The organism is Sporosarcina sp. FSL K6-2383, assembly GCF_038618305.1.
Taxonomy (GTDB): Bacteria; Bacillota; Bacilli; order Bacillales_A; family Planococcaceae; genus Sporosarcina.
On sequence record NZ_CP152017.1, the window covers coordinates 2,497,972 to 2,513,485 of the forward strand.

19 protein-coding genes are annotated in these 15,514 nt (G+C 43.0%); 1 reads left to right on the plus strand and 18 read right to left on the minus strand.

All coding sequences use genetic code 11. The annotated features are described in order from the left end of the window. Positions 1-11: 11 nt before the first annotated feature. Genes MKZ10_RS12360 through MKZ10_RS12395 form a run of 8 tightly spaced genes read right to left on the minus strand, consistent with a single transcriptional unit; the run spans position 12 to position 4,990 of the window. The gene (locus MKZ10_RS12360) at positions 12-752 is read right to left on the minus strand and encodes a class I SAM-dependent methyltransferase (RefSeq protein ID WP_342505250.1); all 741 of its coding nucleotides are present in this window, start codon (positions 750-752) and stop codon (positions 12-14) included. Continuing rightward, positions 749-1,096 carry a ribosome silencing factor gene (rsfS, locus tag MKZ10_RS12365; protein WP_342505251.1) on the minus strand — a complete coding sequence of 116 codons (348 nt, stop codon included), beginning with the start codon at positions 1,094-1,096 and terminating at the stop codon, positions 749-751. Before rsfS ends, MKZ10_RS12360 begins: the two co-directional genes overlap by 4 nt. A 4-nt stretch (positions 1,097-1,100) precedes the next feature. Next, positions 1,101-1,667 (minus strand): bis(5'-nucleosyl)-tetraphosphatase (symmetrical) YqeK, encoded by a 567-nt coding sequence (gene yqeK / locus MKZ10_RS12370; protein WP_342505252.1) that lies wholly within the window; start codon positions 1,665-1,667, stop codon positions 1,101-1,103. Then, a complete protein-coding gene (locus MKZ10_RS12375) occupies positions 1,657-2,226 on the minus strand; it encodes a nicotinate-nucleotide adenylyltransferase (RefSeq protein ID WP_342505253.1) in 570 nt (189 codons plus the stop codon). The genes yqeK and MKZ10_RS12375 overlap by 11 nt, the downstream gene beginning before the upstream one ends. A 10-nt stretch (positions 2,227-2,236) precedes the next feature. Next, positions 2,237-2,527, minus strand: coding sequence for a ribosome assembly RNA-binding protein YhbY (yhbY, locus tag MKZ10_RS12380; protein ID WP_342505254.1), 291 nt, complete (start codon positions 2,525-2,527; stop codon positions 2,237-2,239). Positions 2,528-2,530: 3 nt separating this feature from the next. Beyond that, positions 2,531-3,358, minus strand: a complete 828-nt coding sequence (gene aroE, locus MKZ10_RS12385; RefSeq protein WP_342505255.1) for a shikimate dehydrogenase — start codon at positions 3,356-3,358, stop codon at positions 2,531-2,533. A 13-nt stretch (positions 3,359-3,371) separates the two neighbouring features. Continuing rightward, on the minus strand, positions 3,372-4,472 hold the full coding sequence (gene yqeH / locus MKZ10_RS12390) for a ribosome biogenesis GTPase YqeH (protein ID WP_342505256.1): 1,101 nt from the start codon (positions 4,470-4,472) through the stop codon (positions 3,372-3,374). A 2-nt stretch (positions 4,473-4,474) separates the two neighbouring features. After that, positions 4,475-4,990 carry a YqeG family HAD IIIA-type phosphatase gene (locus MKZ10_RS12395; RefSeq protein ID WP_342505257.1) on the minus strand — a complete coding sequence of 172 codons (516 nt, stop codon included), beginning with the start codon at positions 4,988-4,990 and terminating at the stop codon, positions 4,475-4,477. Between the two features lie 205 nt (positions 4,991-5,195). Between MKZ10_RS12395 and sigK the strand changes: the two genes are divergently transcribed. After that, positions 5,196-5,897, plus strand: coding sequence for an RNA polymerase sporulation sigma factor SigK (gene sigK / locus MKZ10_RS12400; RefSeq protein ID WP_342505258.1), 702 nt, complete (start codon positions 5,196-5,198; stop codon positions 5,895-5,897). 335 nt (positions 5,898-6,232) lie between these two features. Here sigK and mtnN read toward each other — a convergent pair whose 3' ends face one another. The 10 genes from mtnN to alaS all read right to left on the minus strand — a co-directional run bounded on the left by mtnN (position 6,233) and on the right by alaS (position 15,239). After that, positions 6,233-6,925, minus strand: a complete 693-nt coding sequence (mtnN, locus tag MKZ10_RS12405) for a 5'-methylthioadenosine/S-adenosylhomocysteine nucleosidase (RefSeq protein ID WP_342505259.1) — start codon at positions 6,923-6,925, stop codon at positions 6,233-6,235. Between the two features lie 36 nt (positions 6,926-6,961). Further along, entirely contained in the window at positions 6,962-7,687 is a 726-nt protein-coding gene (locus MKZ10_RS12410; RefSeq protein ID WP_342505260.1) for a YrrS family protein, read from the minus strand. A 521-nt stretch (positions 7,688-8,208) separates the two neighbouring features. Continuing rightward, positions 8,209-8,685: a transcription elongation factor GreA gene (greA, locus tag MKZ10_RS12415; RefSeq protein WP_342505261.1), complete on the minus strand. Its 477-nt coding sequence runs from the start codon at positions 8,683-8,685 to the stop codon at positions 8,209-8,211. A gap of 102 nt (positions 8,686-8,787) precedes the next feature. Continuing rightward, complete coding sequence (gene udk / locus MKZ10_RS12420) at positions 8,788-9,426, minus strand: uridine kinase (RefSeq protein ID WP_342505262.1); 639 nt, start codon at positions 9,424-9,426, stop codon at positions 8,788-8,790. A gap of 30 nt (positions 9,427-9,456) precedes the next feature. Next, the gene (locus MKZ10_RS12425) at positions 9,457-10,098 is read right to left on the minus strand and encodes an O-methyltransferase (protein ID WP_342505263.1); all 642 of its coding nucleotides are present in this window, start codon (positions 10,096-10,098) and stop codon (positions 9,457-9,459) included. Positions 10,099-10,108: 10 nt separating this feature from the next. Next, complete coding sequence (gene mltG / locus MKZ10_RS12430) at positions 10,109-11,233, minus strand: endolytic transglycosylase MltG (protein ID WP_342505264.1); 1,125 nt, start codon at positions 11,231-11,233, stop codon at positions 10,109-10,111. Between the two features lie 105 nt (positions 11,234-11,338). Further along, a complete protein-coding gene (locus tag MKZ10_RS12435; RefSeq protein ID WP_342505265.1) occupies positions 11,339-11,635 on the minus strand; it encodes a DUF1292 domain-containing protein in 297 nt (98 codons plus the stop codon). 13 nt (positions 11,636-11,648) lie between these two features. Then, entirely contained in the window at positions 11,649-12,065 is a 417-nt protein-coding gene (ruvX, locus tag MKZ10_RS12440) for a Holliday junction resolvase RuvX (RefSeq protein ID WP_342505266.1), read from the minus strand. Continuing rightward, the gene (locus MKZ10_RS12445; RefSeq protein WP_203246835.1) at positions 12,062-12,334 is read right to left on the minus strand and encodes an IreB family regulatory phosphoprotein; all 273 of its coding nucleotides are present in this window, start codon (positions 12,332-12,334) and stop codon (positions 12,062-12,064) included. Before MKZ10_RS12445 ends, ruvX begins: the two co-directional genes overlap by 4 nt. Positions 12,335-12,605: 271 nt before the next feature. Further along, positions 12,606-15,239 (minus strand): alanine--tRNA ligase, encoded by a 2,634-nt coding sequence (gene alaS / locus MKZ10_RS12450; RefSeq protein ID WP_342505267.1) that lies wholly within the window; start codon positions 15,237-15,239, stop codon positions 12,606-12,608. Positions 15,240-15,514: the final 275 nt, after the last annotated feature.

Genomic DNA, 15,514 nt, shown 5'->3' on the forward strand with positions numbered 1-15,514 from the left:
TCCACGAAGGGTTATTTTCGCACTTGAAAAAATATTCGTTCACTTTCCTCATGTGGCGCCTCTTCTTCCCAATCTGCAAAAATACGCTCGACTGAAAAACCAGCTTCCATGAGCATGTCCACATACTCATGGACCTCAAATGTCCGTTGGCTATGTACTTCGTCAAAACGGCTATACAAGCCATTCGATTCTTGAACAAAAAAAGCGAGTTCGGAATCGACGGAATGAGGTTGATCTCCCTCTTCCGTTTCCCATATGTATGCAATTCGACCATCATCAAATGTAAAAGGTCCTTCCATGAAAATCACATCTGTTTTAAAGGTGGAATGAACATCAAATACTAATGCGCCACCTATAGTGAGGGATTCATAAATATGTTGAAACGTTACTTGTACATCTGCTTGACAACTCAAATAGTTGAGGGAATCTATTGCAATAACAGCTAAATCAAATCCTGTGAAACCACTTAACTGTTGCATCGGTTGTTCGAAAAATTGAACGGGCAAGGACAATGCACCTGCCCGCTGCTCCGCTACTGCCAGCATGTCAGCAGAGAGATCAATTCCCGTAACTTGAGCTCCCTGCTTGGCAAGTTTAACAGATAATAATCCTGTTCCGCAGCCTATATCCAAAACCCGTTTGCCAGCAATCCCTCCCGCTGCCTCATCCAATAAGTCGACGTAAGCATCGTAGGGAATGTCTGTCATAAGTTCGTCATAGACAGCAGCAAATTCTGTATAGGACTGAGTCATTTTCCTTCAGCCATATCAAGCAATGGAGCATCTCCCCAAAGCTTTTCAAGGTTGTAGTAACCGCGCTCGTCTCGATGGAATACATGGACAACGACGTCACCAAGATCGACGAGTACCCATCTTGCTAAATCCATTCCTTCAATTCTTTTTACCATATAACCGTTTTCTGATGCCTTATCAGCTGCTTCTCTTGCAATTGCTTGGACTTGTCTTTCCGAGTTCGCATGACAGATGATGAATTGGTCCGCGATAAGCGAGACCCCTTCCATGTTTAAAACGACAATGTCTTCCCCTTTTTTATCTTCTACTGCTTGATAGGCTGTTGCTAGTAATGTAGTTGTCATTATGTCACTGTTCCCTTCTTGTCATATGTTCATTGTAACAGTCAATCGAGTTCGGAAAGACCGGTACTCTTTTATTCACCAGAAACTGCACAGACTGATAAATGCAGGATCCCATTGCTATATCGAGACTTTTATCAGCTTGCTGACGCAACAGTTCCACGCCAGGAAAATTACGTCCCGGTTCAATCATATCAGCAACATAAATCAGTTTTTCAAGCATCGTCATACCCGCGCGCCCCGTTGTATGATAACGAATTGCATTCAATACGTCCTCATCCACTATGTTGAATTCGTCATGCGTAATCATTGCACCTACTGGCGCATGCCACAACTCATGGTGAAATGAAATCAGTCGTGAGTCCACATTGCCAAATACAAGTCTTCTCTGTAAATCAACCCTATCCATACATTTTGCAATGTCATGGAACAACGCCGCCTGCTCCGCTTGTTCAACTGAAACCAGATACTTTGTCGCTAATAATTTTGCCGTTTCTGCAACGCGCAAGACGTGTTCATAACGTTCTTTCGTCAGTCGCTGTGACAGCTGTTGTTTAAGTTCGTTAACATCCATATAACCCCTCCTGACGGATAAATGCCTCCACAGCAGGAGTAATAAGTAGTTGAACGGTGCCCTTCTCTGCAAAACGTTGTCTTATTAACGTTGAAGAAAGATCAATTTGTGGAATATCTACAAATTGAATCGAAAATTGAGTCGTTCCAATCGTTTCAGGTCGCTTAACGCCTACAAAATTGACAAGGGACACAAGCTCCTCAATGCGATGCCATTCCGGCAACAGATCAATCATGTCTCCGCCGATAATGAAGTAAAAGTCGTTGTTAGGCTCAAGAGTCGTCAACTGCTCCATCGTATCATATGTGAAGGAAATACCACCTCGATCGACTTCAAACGGTGATACAACTAGTCCAGCCATATGAGTCACAGCAAGCTCTACCATATGCAGACGTTGCCTAGCAGTAGCATCGTTCGGCGCTACTTTATGAGGTGGGACCGCAGTCGGCATCAATCGGACTTCATCAAGACCAAGCGCATGCTTCACTTCATTCGCAATTAATAGATGGCCGATATGCGGTGGATTGAACGTCCCTCCGAGTATGCCAACTTTTTTCATGGAATCCTCCTTACGGCAATTCGATGCGTTTTTTCTCTACTGACTCTTTATATAATACGATGATACTACCAATCACTTGAACAACTTCGATACCGACTTGTTCCTCAAGCTTAGCAGCAATGTCCGTTTTATCTTGCTCACAGTTTTGTAAAATCGTTACTTTGATTAATTCTTTCGCTTCGAGTGCTTCCTCAATTTGAGCAATAACTGACTCCGTTAAGCCACTTTTACCAATATGGACGAGCGGTTGTAAATGATTTGCATTACTGCGTAAAAATCTTTTTTGTTTACCTGTTAACATGCGTTAACCTCCAAGAATTGTTGTTATTTTTTTAATCATTTGTTCAGTATTCGGTCGGACTTCTGTCCATGTTTCAAATGCAAGTGCACCTTGATGGACAAACATGCCGACGCCGTTCATCGTTTGAGCACCTCTTTTACAGGCTTCAGCAAGAAATTCCGTTTCAAGTGGGTTATAGATGATATCAGCAACGACGGCACCATCTATCACGTTTTTCGGATTTAGCGGCATACCTGGTTGCGCAAAATTCATGCCGACAGTTGTCGTCTGAACGATCAGTCCAAATTCAGCAAGAGAAGACTCTGCCTCTCCGATAGATAGCACTGCAGAATTCGATACACCTGATGCCAATTGTTTAGCTTTTTCCACTGTTCGATTCGTGAATGTAATCGGTCCATATCCCTGACTATGAAGCGCATGAGCGATACCGCGAGCCGCTCCACCTGCACCAATCATCAGTACCTTCTTCCCCTTACATTGCATGCCATACGCTTCCTCCAGCGAGCGAACAAAACCAAGCCCATCTGTATTAGAACCAACAAGCGATCCATCCGGCAAAACTTGCACTGTATTAACGGCGTCCATCAGCTTAGCAGATGGTTCCAGCTCATCCAAAAATGGGATAATAGCACTTTTATGCGGCACAGTAGCATTCCAACCACTACAGCCGAGGTGCTTCAAGCCGGCTACTACGCGCTCAAACTCTTGTGCTGTTACATGTATAGGGACATATGTAGCGTCGATATCATTGTCAGCAAACCAAGCATCGTGCATGGCGGGAGACATCGATTGGGCAACTGGGTCCCCAAGAACAGCGTACCATTTCTTCATTGGATGTTCCCCCTTAGATTAAGGATGGTCGTAGTACAACGTCAACGCCACGCGGTGCATGGACGGCGACAACAACGCCCGGATGCTGGATAGTAACCCAACCAAGTCCCGAAATGACCAAATCCATTTTTCCTTTTTTAACGGAAAACTCATGTCGGACAAGCGGCGGGAGTTTCTCCAATGATTCACCAGATGGTGGTGACAATAATCCACCTAAATGTTCTTTATACAACGCATCCGCATTGGCTAACTTCGTCCGATGAATCGGTAAATGATTGGACACATGAATCGTAAAGGACGAGCGATCCCCCGAGATAAAATCAAAACGAGCAAGTCCCCCAATATATAGCGTCTGTTCCGCATTCAACTGAAATACTTTCGGTTTAATTTCTTTTTTAGGCGTGATAGCTTTCAAATCTTCCGCATCCAAGTAATGGGCAATTTGATGATCATTAATAATTCCTGGCGTATCGTAAATTGCCTTTCCATCATCAAGTGGAATTTCAACAAGATCTAATGTTGTTCCTGGGAAATGAGAAGTCGTAATGACTTCACCAATACCCGTCGCACTTTTAATAATCCGATTAATGAACGTCGATTTCCCGACATTCGTACAGCCGACGACGTAGACATCTTTCCCATGACGATGTGTATCAATCGCTGTTAATGCTTCTTCCATTCCTTTTCCTGTATGCGCAGAAACAAGCAAGACATCAACTGGCTTCAAGCCGAGCTTCGCCGCCTCTGTTTTCATCCAATTAATCAATCGATTTGGATTCAATGACTTCGGTAAAATATCTGCTTTATTACCAATCAATAAAATATCTTTCTTACCGACAAAACGATGTAAGCCATTGATCCAGCTACCATTGAAATCAAAAATATCGACAACTTTAACAACTAGGCCATCTTTTTGACCAATGCCATTCAAGATTTTCAGAAAATCGTCACCTGATAATGTAACCGGCTGCAATTCATTATAATTACGCAGTCGGAAACATCGTTTGCAAATAACGTCCTCTTTTTCCAATGATGCCGGGGGGGCATACCCTTCTAATTTCGGATTGTCGGTCTGGATCGTAATCCCACAACCAATACATTTAATCTCTTCCAAACTTATTCCTCCCACTTTAACAAACCTTTACGCTTCAAATTAGCCATAATTCTTCTTTCCATCATTCTGTTAAACTTTGTGATAAAGCCGTCAGAATTAGCCACTGGCACAACTAGTATCGTGTGCAAACCTGCTCTGTTACCACCTAGAATATCGGTCATCATCTGATCACCGATGAAAACCGCCTGCTCTTTTTGGATACCCATAGTGGTAATCGCCTTATTAAAAGACTTCCTTAGCGGCTTACGGGCCTCACAAATAAACGGTATACCAAGCGGGTCACAAAATGCTTTGACCCGCGTATTATTGTTGTTTGAAACAATCATCACTTGTATGCCAACCTCATTCATAGATGCCAGCCACTCTATAATTTCAGCGGTCGCCCCTGGTCGGTCCCATTCGACAAGCGTATTGTCCAGGTCCGTAATAATCCCTTTAACACCACGCTCAACTAGTTTTTCTGGTCGTATATGAAAAACATTTTTGACGTATTCATCCGGTAAAAAATTTGTATACACATGATCCACTCCGATATCGTACTGTTTCTGAAATGATTATAACATAATCGTCTGCATTACACGCATTGTCGAAACAAAAGCGCAGGGAGCACAGTGTCTACCCATAAAATGCGGACATCCTGTATCGCCTGTCCGACTAAAAAATCGGTGATATGGCAGGACCTGAGCGCATATGCTGTCATACAACGACACAGGAGGTGGCCCGATGAGCGGGTTTGTCATGGCAATCGTACAGCTATGGCTCGAAATTCCTGCAGTGATCGGCTATATTCGGGGGCAGGCTTTTCAGCGTCCCCTTTCGAAGGAAGAAGAAGCGTCTTGCCTACAACGCCTCGCTGAAGGCGATGAAGACGCTAGAGACGAACTGATTGAACGCAATATGCGCCTCGTTGCCCATATCGTAAAAAAATTCCATCCAAAACACGAATTACTTGATGATTATATCTCCATTGGAACCATTGGTCTCATGAAAGCTGTCAACAGCTTCACACCAGACCGAAAAACAAAACTAGCCACATACGCTGCCCGGTGTATTGAAAATGAAATACTCATGTATTTGCGCACACAGAAAAAAGTTCAAAAAGACGTTTCCCTCTTCGATCCAATCGGTATGGATAAAGACGGTCAATCACTGCAAATTGCAGATTTGCTTCAAACGGATGATGAAACCCCAGTCGAAGCAGTAGAATACAAGGAACGTAAAGAAAGATTATATCGACATCTTGGGAAACTAGATGGCCGAGAACTTGAAATCATTCAAAGACGTTACGGTTTACTCGATGATCAACCGATGACACAAAAAGAAATTGCAGAGCAACTCGATATATCCAGAAGCTATGTTTCGCGCATCGAAAAACGGGCAATCGTTAAACTATATCAGTTGTTTAAGCATGAGTATAATGAATAAGCAAAAAGGCGTTTCCATGCGGGGGTGATCCCAGCATAGGAAACGCCTCTTCTTTACGTAATTACGCCAGGACGTAATTGATTACTCAGTTAGCACGAACCTCGCGGCCAATAACGATTGCAATAACTGTTGATGCGATAAATACACCTGCCATTAGAAATAACATGTGAAATCCCTCCTTGATTCAAAACTAAATCAAACACGCCCCGGCGTGATTGCGTCCGGATTTTTTCGAGTAAGCTCGAAAAGTAACCCTCAAAAATCCGTGACACCCGCCAGAGGCTAGTTATCTGAATTCAGATAACTAAACTTACATCTATCTTACCACGAAATGATTATAGTTTCGAGATAGCATTTAAAACAATAGCAGTTGAATGACGAGCAGCAACTGGTAGGAACTCATCAAAGCTAATGGATGATTCTTTTCCTGCTATATCCGATAGTGCACGAATAACAACAAATGGTGTACCGAATTGGTGACAGACCTGTGCAACAGCTGCTGCTTCCATCTCCGCAGCGATCATCGTTGGAAATTGTTCCTTCACCTTGTCAACATGCTCCGCATTGCTCATGAACGTATCACCGGAAGCAATCAGCCCTGTCGCATGTGGATATTTCCCAATCTCCTCAACAGCTGCACGCGCTACATCAATTAGTTTATCGTCTGAACGGTACGTCGCTGGCTGTCCCGGCACTTGCCCGAGCTCGTAACCGAAAGCAGTGACGTCGACATCATGATGACGAACTTCATCAGAAATCACTACAGTTCCCACTTCAAGTGTTTCTAAAAATCCACCTGCTGACCCTGTATTCAATACGACATCCGGCTTAAAATTATTTAAGAGTAATGTTGTAGCCATTGCCGCATTTACTTTACCAATGCCACTTTTCACGAGAATTACCGTATGCTCGCCAATTTGTCCTTCAATCAGTTCACAGCCCGCCACGGTTGTCACTTGGCCCGAACTGATTTCTTCCCGTAATAGCTCTACTTCCTCTTCCATTGCACCAATTACCGCGATCTTCATATTTTTTCCTCCAGTCATTCCCTTTTCCTGTACCGCTTAATATTCAAATTCCAACGTTTTCAATACATCCATCTTGACAGGTTTCCAGCCTTCACCATCAACCCACTCTAAATAGACACGATATTTTTCGACTTTATCCTTTGTTGACACAATTCCCACAGATTTCTGAGGATCTCCACCATTTTTGATTTTCCAAAAAATCATCGAATCTTGGGATAATCCAGTCGCGTATGCAAGTGCCTGTTGCTTTTCTGTCCAGTCAACGGACTCACCGTCATACTGCGATGCATGTTCACCTGTTTGTGTTGTGCCAATTGGTTGCCACGCTGCATTAATGACCGTCTCCGCAATGATTTCATCGTCCGATGTAACATAAGTCACAGAGCCACCTGCGCTTGCACCGTCGCCCTCCTCATCCATTTCGGGATCCGGTTCTACAATTGCTTCCGGCTGCTCAGTAGTCGGATCTGACGTGCTATCCTCCACTACTGGTTCCTCCACAGCTTCATCATCTTCTGCAGATGTATCCTCATCCTCAAGGATTGGGCTTGTCACTTCATCTGACGGATTGTCAACACCATCCGTTGTAATCATTTCACCATTATCCACTTTTTCCTCATTATTACCATTAATAAATATTATCGCAGCTACAATGATAATGAGTAAGACAACTACTCCAATTAACATATTCAACAACATACTTGAACCTCTTCGATTTCTGTTACGCCCCGATCTTGAAAAATCAGGTTCCCTTTCAGCCATGCACCATCATCCTCCCTATCCAAGTTATCAGCATTCAGATATAAACGATTTTAAGGCAAATTGGTAGTTCTGGCAAATGATCAATCACGCCCCGGCGTGATTGCATCCGGATTTTGAATTGAGCTTGAGGCCTACAGGATGTAGGTCATGCAGGCGTTGCCACAGGAAGTCGCGAACTTAGACTGCCATCCTTAAAATCCCTGACACCCGCCGGAGGCTTGGGCCAACAAGACGTTGGTCATGCAGGCGTTGCCAATCGAACAGCGAAGGGTTCGATTGGCCGTATTTCTGTGTTCTTTGTAGAAATTAAGGCACTGTTTCAGGACGTGGCGAACTTAGCCTGCGTTCCCCCATTCAGCCGGGGTTTGAACCCCCATTGAATTACAAATCTAGTTCGCATTCATCTTGCCACTTATAGAAGTGAAAGACTTCTGTAGCTGACACTCCGCTTTCAGTACAAACAAATTTGCTGAATGAAGTTAAAAAAACCACCCTCAATAAAGAAGGTGGTTATTGACCGTTCATTTTATTTTAAGAATGACAACCAACATTTCTCCACCAGGAGTTGTAATTTTCACTTCATCATCTGCACGACGACCAATCAAAGCCTTAGCTATCGGAGAATCATTTGAAATAAGTCCTTCAATTGGATTCGCTTCAGCGGACCCGACAATTGTGTACGTTTCTTCATCACCATTAGGCAACTCTTTAAATGTAACCGTTTTCCCGAGTCGCACTTCATCGGTATTCAATTCGTCTTCAGTGATAATAACTGAATTTCTTATCATCGACTCTAACGTTGAAATTTTACCTTCTAGAAAGCCTTGGTCTTCTTTTGCAGAATCGTATTCCGAGTTCTCCGAAAGGTCACCGTAACTACGCGCGATTTTAATACGTTCTACGATTTCCTTACGTTTAACCGTTTTCAAAAATTCAAGCTCTTCTTCTAATTTTTGCTTACCTGCTACAGTCATTGGAAACTTCTTTTCTGTAATCATTTCACAACACTCCTCATATTCCTCTTCATAAAAATACTATGCCACTCCTGCAATAGGTATGCGACATAGTGTTCATCTGTATAGAATTCTGTCATCATCATATTACAGTTTCGTTCCAGATTCAAGAATTGTTTTTATTTTTGTAACCATTAAGTCAATTGCAACTTCATTATGCCCACCTTCTGGAATGATAATATCCGCATATCTCTTCGTTGGTTCAATGAATTGGTTATGCATCGGACGGACGACGGACAAATACTGATCGATGACCGATTCGATTGTGCGCCCCCGCTCGTTAATGTCTCGCATAATGCGGCGAATAATGCGTAAATCTGCATCTGTATCAACAAATAACTTAATATCCATTAACTCACGTAAACGCATATCCTCCAATACTAAAATTCCTTCCAGAATGATGACATCCTGCGGCTCGATATGTACCGTTTCGTCGGACCGTGTGTGTAAAGAATAATTATAGACCGGTTTTTCTATCGATTCCCGATTAAGTAACACCTCTACATGACTTATCAACAAATCTGTGTCAAAAGCTAACGGATGGTCATAATTCGTTTCAAGTCGTTCTTCAAATTCCAAGTGAGACTGGTCCTTATAATAATAATCCTGTTCGATGACTACGACAGAATGTTCTTTAAATACATCATAGATTGAATGCGTAACACTCGTTTTACCGGATCCCGAACCACCGGCGATGCCGATGACGAGAGGTTTTTTGGATTGCATATCTAACTTCCCCTTACATCAAATGTTTAGCTATTGTTCTTTTTTCACCGCGATTAACAGCCCGTCTCCCACTGATAGCAAAGAGGTTTCGTAATCTGGATGATCCATAATCCATGCTGTAAATTCTTTTAAATTCCGTATCATCGTGCGATTACGTCTTGGAATGTCTTGCTCATCATACAATATAGCACCGTGCATGAACATATTATCACAGTAAATGACTCCACCTGCTTCAATAGTTGGCGCATACTTTTCAAAAAAGCGTTTATACTGCCCTTTGGCAGCATCTATAAACAATGCATCGAAGGTTTGCTGAAAGATAATTGGCTCTTCTGTTAGCAACGCATCCGCTTCGACGATTGCAATCTGTTCTTCTAATCCACTGCGCGAAATATAGTCAACTGCTTTCAAATATCTAGTATTGTCACGTTCAACCGTCACAATTGAAGTATTTGGTAGTGCCTCCGCGATGCGGATAGCAGAATAGCCAATGGCACTACCAATTTCAAGAATACGTTTAGGCTTTTGCAAACGTAATAGACTGATAAATAACGCCATACCGTCTCGGTCCATAATCGGCACATGATGTGTCGCCGCATAGCGTTCCATTTCAACGACAAACGGGCCTTGCTGCTTGTTAAAATTGGCTACATATGCCGCATACTTCGTCATGCTAATCCTCTCAATCTCCGGATAAATATAGGTCCCGGTTTTTCAAATGTTCTTCGTATGAATCAGTAAAATGATTGGTGCCTTCCTTATCCGCTAGGAAAAATAAATAATCCGTTTGCGAAGGATCGATAACTGCTTCAAGTGATGACTTCCCTGCACCTGCAATTGGACCAGGTGGCAAGCCTTTATTGACATATGTGTTGTATGGATCCTGCACTTCTAAATCTGCATAGAGAACACGATCCTTATGCTTCCCTAATGCATACAAAACTGTTGGATCCGTCTGTAATGGCATATCAATCTTCAGACGATTATAAAATACGCTCGCAATCGTTTCTCGATCCGATTGTGCTGTCGCTTCTTCTTCCAATAAGGAAGCAAATGTCAGCAACCAGTGGACTGATTTCTCTTCTCTTTGTAAAAAATCTAAGTAAGGAGTGACATTTGTTGCTGTCGCCTGTACCATTGTATCGACAACCGTTGCGACGGTAGGCTTCTCCTCATAGAAAGGATACGTCGCCGGGAATAAATAACCCTCAAGTGGATATTTGATATTTTCTGCTCGGATATCCTCTGTTAAAATGGTTGAATATTTCCCAATCAGCATACTGATTGTCGCCTCATCATTGACGTAATCTAGAAACTCTTTTTCCGAAATACCCATGCGTTTTTCAATAACTGCCGCAATTTGCTGCAAAGTTAACCCTTCCGGCACCGTCATTGTAAATACAGGTTCTCGGTACACTTTGCCTGTCTTCAAGCTTTCAATCAATTCGTCAAAAGTCATGGCCTTCGTCAAATCGTACGTCCCTGCTTGAAATTGTGACTCATTATTAAATTTTGCATAATACTTAAAGATACGTGCATCCTTAACAATGCCATTTTCAGCTAATTTAGCAGAAATCGTGTCCAATCCTGAACCAATCGGGATTTCCACCACAATAACTTCCTCAGAATCTGGATCGACCGGTTGCAATGCACCTGTTATGTATTTATAAACAGAGCGTCCACCAATCAGACCGACAATGAGCACCACGAGCGTAATGACAAGTACAATTCGTCTGACGATTTTTACTTCTTTCTTCTTTTCACGCATTCGTTCAAACATAACATCTTTTTTCGAACCATTATCCATACGCAATCCACCTCTTTCAATCGGAGCTTCGATCATCTGCCCCTTATCAATTGACCCCATACAAAAACGGAACGGTCTGCACCGTCCCGTCCGTGCACTTATGGATTATTCTTCGTCTTCGTCCTCTTCAGCGAGAAACGTGTTCAGCATTTCTTCAATCATTTCCCACTCTGCGTCATCTTCGATTGGCATCAATTCGCCATCTTCATTGTCTTCAGAAGGGATGAAAGAAGATGCGTGAATTTCAACTTCTTCGTCGTCCTCGGTATCATCTTCTCCTAAAATATGATAAAGAACATATGATTTACCAAATTCTTCTGAGTCGAATGTGAAAATAACCTCACATACATGTTCAACTCCATTTTCGTCTACAATCGTCATTGTTTCTTGTCCGTGTTCCATTCCGATCACCTCTTCAATTTTTTGAATCAAGATACCCTTGAAGGATCATGATTGCTGCCATTTTATCAATAACAGTCTTTCTTTTTTTACGACTCACATCAGCATCTATTAATACACGCTCTGCAGCCATCGTCGTCAGTCGCTCGTCCCATAATATAGCCGGGAAACCAAAAGTTTCTGTTAGTAGGCTCGCATAGTTCTCAGATGCTTCCCCTCTCGGTCCAACTGTGTTATTCATATTTTTAGGGTAGCCCACTACAAATCCAGTGACATCGTATTCTTTTACGAGCTCTCGGATTCTTTCCACGCCAAACTGGCCGGCACTTTCATCGATCTTTATCGTTTCAATGCCTTGGGCTGTCCACCCAAGCGCATCACTGATCGCAACGCCGACCGTTTTGGTCCCTACATCCAATCCCATTGTCCTCAATCCGGTTTTCCTCCGTTTTCACGGATATAAAACTTAACAAGTTCTTCTAAAATCTCGTCTCGTTCCAATTTCCGAATTAAATTACGTGCTTCTTCATGACGTGGTATATACGCTGGATCGCCCGATAGAAGATAGCCAACAATCTGGTTGATTGGGTTATATCCCTTATCATCTAGTGCCTTGTGCACATGGAGCATGACCTGCTTCACTTCCTGCTCCATCGATTCTTCGGGAAAGCTAAATTTCATCGTCTTATCGTATGAATCCATGATCGACACCCCGCTTTCAGATCATCCGTTTACGAATCGGATAGTATTCAAGTTTTCATTATACCCGATTTGCTTCTCCTCATCAATTACACTGAAGACATCAATTGCGCCTCGGCGTAATTGCGTTGGGATTTTGAATTGTGCATAGCACAATTAACTTCCCTCAAAATCCCTAACATCCGCCGGAGTCTTAACTTGAATCTGCAGATTGAAATACTCTTCTGGCATTCATCCTGCCACTTATAGAAGTGGGAACTTCTGCTGAATCAAGTTAAACTGATTTGACATAATCATACACGGATTGAAGCGCTTCATCAAGTTTTGATGCGTCTTTTGCTCCAGCCATCGCCATATCCGGACGACCGCCACCCTTACCATCACATTGCGTCGCAACATGATTGACGATTTGACCCGCATGATAGTTCCCGGACTTCAAATCATCCGTCACACCAGCCACCAACATGACTTTTCCATCTACTGCCGCTCCAAGGACGATGACCGCCTTTGATTGCTTCTGTTTCATCTCATCCATCATCTGACGCAATCCATTATTATCTTTCACGTCAACACGTGCAGAGATGACTGACACGTCACCAATTTGCTGCGCTGCTGCGAATACTTCTGAAAGTTGGCTGTTTCCTAGCTTCGAAGAAAGTGACTCATTGTCACGCTGGAGCTCTTTCATATCTGCAAGTACTGCTCCGATTTTCGTCACAAGGTCTTTCGGATTTGATTTCACAAGACTTGCAGCGCTGATGAGCGTTGCTTCCTCTTCTTTAAATGAACGATAAGCTTGTTGCCCTGTTAGCGCCTCTATACGGCGTGTGCCCGCTCCAATTCCGCCTTCAGATACTAATTTAAACAAACCGATGACAGATGTGGATGCAACGTGACAACCTCCGCAAAGCTCTAATGAGTAATCGCCAACTGATACAACCCGAACGACGTCTCCGTATTTTTCACCGAAGAGTGCCATTGCACCCATTTCTTTTGCTTCAGCAATCGGTTTTTGTGCAATATTAACCGCAATATCCTGCCAGATTTTCTCGTTGACAATCTGTTCAATCGTCTCTAATTCTTCCTTCGTCACTTGACCAAAATGTGAGAAGTCAAAACGTAGTCGATCTGGACCGACATAAGAACCTGCCTGATTGACGTGCTCACCTAACACTTCTTTCAAAGCTTTATGAAGCAAATGCGTCGCTGTGTGATTGCGGATCGTCAATTTTCTTGCTTCTTGATTGACTTCAGCATGAACGGTTGTTCCTGTTAGCAATTCACCCGAACGAATCGTTGCTGTATGCAGATTTTGACCATTTGGTGCTTTTTGAACATCCTTGACGTCTGCCACGAATGTATCTCCGCTAATCGTACCCTTGTCCGCTACTTGTCCTCCGCTTTCCGCGTAGAATGGCGTGCAGTCTAAGATGAACTGAATGTCATCACCTTCTGATGCACGTTCTACTAAAGCACCGTTTTGTAGCAATGAAACGACTTTCGCTTGGCACTCAAGCGTGTCATAGCCGACAAATTCACTTGCATGATGGATTTCTCCAAGTACGCTTGACTGAACATGCATGGAATCGACGTCTTGACGAGCTGCACGTGCACGCTTACGCTGGCTGTCCATTTCCGCATCGAAGCCTGCACGATCGACTGTAACATTTGCTTCTTCTGCGAATTCCTCTGTTAATTCAAACGGGAAGCCGTATGTGTCATAAAGACGGAAAGCATCTGCCCCTGCAATAACAGCATTACCAGATGACTTCGACTTGTCGATGACTCCAGTTAAAATTGCCAATCCTTCATTCAATGTTTCATGGAAGCGTTCTTCTTCATTTTTAATGACTTTCATGATGAAGGCTTGCTTTTCGTCCACTTCTGGGTAGAAGTCTTTCATCACTTCCCCAACAACTGGGACAAGATCGTACATGAATGGCTTGTGAATGCCTAATTGTTTAGCAAAACGAACGGCTCTGCGCAACAATCTTCTTAGCACATAACCTCGACCTTCATTGGATGGCAGTGCTCCGTCTCCTATAGCAAAAGCAACCGTACGTATGTGGTCGGCAATCACTTTGAACGCTGTATCTTGTTCTTCGGTGACACCGTATTTTTCACCAGAAACTTGTTCTGTTGCCTGAATAATTGGTTGGAAAATATCGATATCGAAGTTGGTTGGTACGTTTTGGATAACAGATGCCATACGTTCTAGTCCCATGCCCGTATCAATATTCTTTTTCGGAAGCGGTGTATACGTATTATCTGGATTATGGTTGAATTCAGAGAACACTAAATTCCAAATTTCAAGATAACGTTCGTTTTCCCCGCCCGGATACAATTCTGGATCAGAGAAATCATCGCCGTATGTTGGTCCACGGTCATAGAATATCTCAGAGTTAGGACCGCTTGGACCCTCTCCGATATCCCAGAAATTACCTTCTAAACGGATAATACGGTGTTCTGGAATGCCGACTTTATCGCGCCAAATTGCATAAGCTTCTTCGTCTTCTGGATGAATCGTAATAGACAATAATTCTGGATCAAAGCCAATCCACTTATCGTCTGTGAGAAATTCCCAAGCATGAAGAATAGCTTGCTCTTTGAAATAATCACCGATAGAAAAGTTACCAAGCATTTCAAAGAATGTATGGTGACGTGCTGTTTTACCAACATTTTCAATATCATTTGTACGGATTGATTTTTGTGCATTGACGATACGTGGATTTGTTGGAATGACCCGTCCATCAAAATATTTCTTCAGTGTTGCAACACCGCTGTTAATCCATAGAAGGGATGCATCATCGATTGGCACAAGTGGTGCAGAAGGCTCAATGCTGTGACCGTGCTCTTTGAAGTATTCCAGGAACATAGTACGAATTTGTGACGTTGTAAGATTTTTCATGAATAATTCCTCCTTAGTAGTTTGGCGAAATAAAGGTTATTTTAGGGCATAAACATAAAAAATCCCCGCCCCTAAAACAAGGGGCGAAGATGTTAGTCTCGCGGTACCACCCTAATTACCGAATAACTTGCATTCGGTATCTCTGGTTGCCTTAACGCGGCGGACGGCAGGGATGAGCTGCACTCTGGAGTAGCTTTTCGATATGCTTCTTCGAAAGCCCTTTCAGCCAAGGGGCTTCTTGCTGGACGAGTAGACATATGTACTTTCTCCGTCGA

What these genes read in the sequence shown, in the direction of transcription:
- aroE (WP_342505255.1), bottom strand. Translation starts at nt 3,358, where the DNA reads ATGAAGAAATGGTACGCTGTTCTTGGGGACCCAGTTGCCCAATCGATG.
- MKZ10_RS12425 (WP_342505263.1), bottom strand. Translation starts at nt 10,098, where the DNA reads ATGACGAAGTATGCGGCATATGTAGCCAATTTTAACAAGCAGCAAGGC.
- MKZ10_RS12360 (WP_342505250.1), bottom strand. Translation starts at nt 752, where the DNA reads ATGACTCAGTCCTATACAGAATTTGCTGCTGTCTATGACGAACTTATG.
- greA (WP_342505261.1), bottom strand. Translation starts at nt 8,685, where the DNA reads ATGATTACAGAAAAGAAGTTTCCAATGACTGTAGCAGGTAAGCAAAAA.
- MKZ10_RS12445 (WP_203246835.1), bottom strand. Translation starts at nt 12,334, where the DNA reads ATGGATTCATACGATAAGACGATGAAATTTAGCTTTCCCGAAGAATCG.
- alaS (WP_342505267.1), bottom strand. Translation starts at nt 15,239, where the DNA reads ATGAAAAATCTTACAACGTCACAAATTCGTACTATGTTCCTGGAATAC.
- MKZ10_RS12410 (WP_342505260.1), bottom strand. Translation starts at nt 7,687, where the DNA reads ATGGCTGAAAGGGAACCTGATTTTTCAAGATCGGGGCGTAACAGAAAT.
- sigK (WP_342505258.1), top strand. Translation starts at nt 5,196, where the DNA reads ATGAGCGGGTTTGTCATGGCAATCGTACAGCTATGGCTCGAAATTCCT.
- udk (WP_342505262.1), bottom strand. Translation starts at nt 9,426, where the DNA reads ATGCAATCCAAAAAACCTCTCGTCATCGGCATCGCCGGTGGTTCGGGA.
- MKZ10_RS12435 (WP_342505265.1), bottom strand. Translation starts at nt 11,635, where the DNA reads ATGGAACACGGACAAGAAACAATGACGATTGTAGACGAAAATGGAGTT.
- MKZ10_RS12375 (WP_342505253.1), bottom strand. Translation starts at nt 2,226, where the DNA reads ATGAAAAAAGTTGGCATACTCGGAGGGACGTTCAATCCACCGCATATC.
- yhbY (WP_342505254.1), bottom strand. Translation starts at nt 2,527, where the DNA reads ATGTTAACAGGTAAACAAAAAAGATTTTTACGCAGTAATGCAAATCAT.
- yqeK (WP_342505252.1), bottom strand. Translation starts at nt 1,667, where the DNA reads ATGGATGTTAACGAACTTAAACAACAGCTGTCACAGCGACTGACGAAA.
- mltG (WP_342505264.1), bottom strand. Translation starts at nt 11,233, where the DNA reads ATGGATAATGGTTCGAAAAAAGATGTTATGTTTGAACGAATGCGTGAA.
- rsfS (WP_342505251.1), bottom strand. Translation starts at nt 1,096, where the DNA reads ATGACAACTACATTACTAGCAACAGCCTATCAAGCAGTAGAAGATAAA.
- mtnN (WP_342505259.1), bottom strand. Translation starts at nt 6,925, where the DNA reads ATGAAGATCGCGGTAATTGGTGCAATGGAAGAGGAAGTAGAGCTATTA.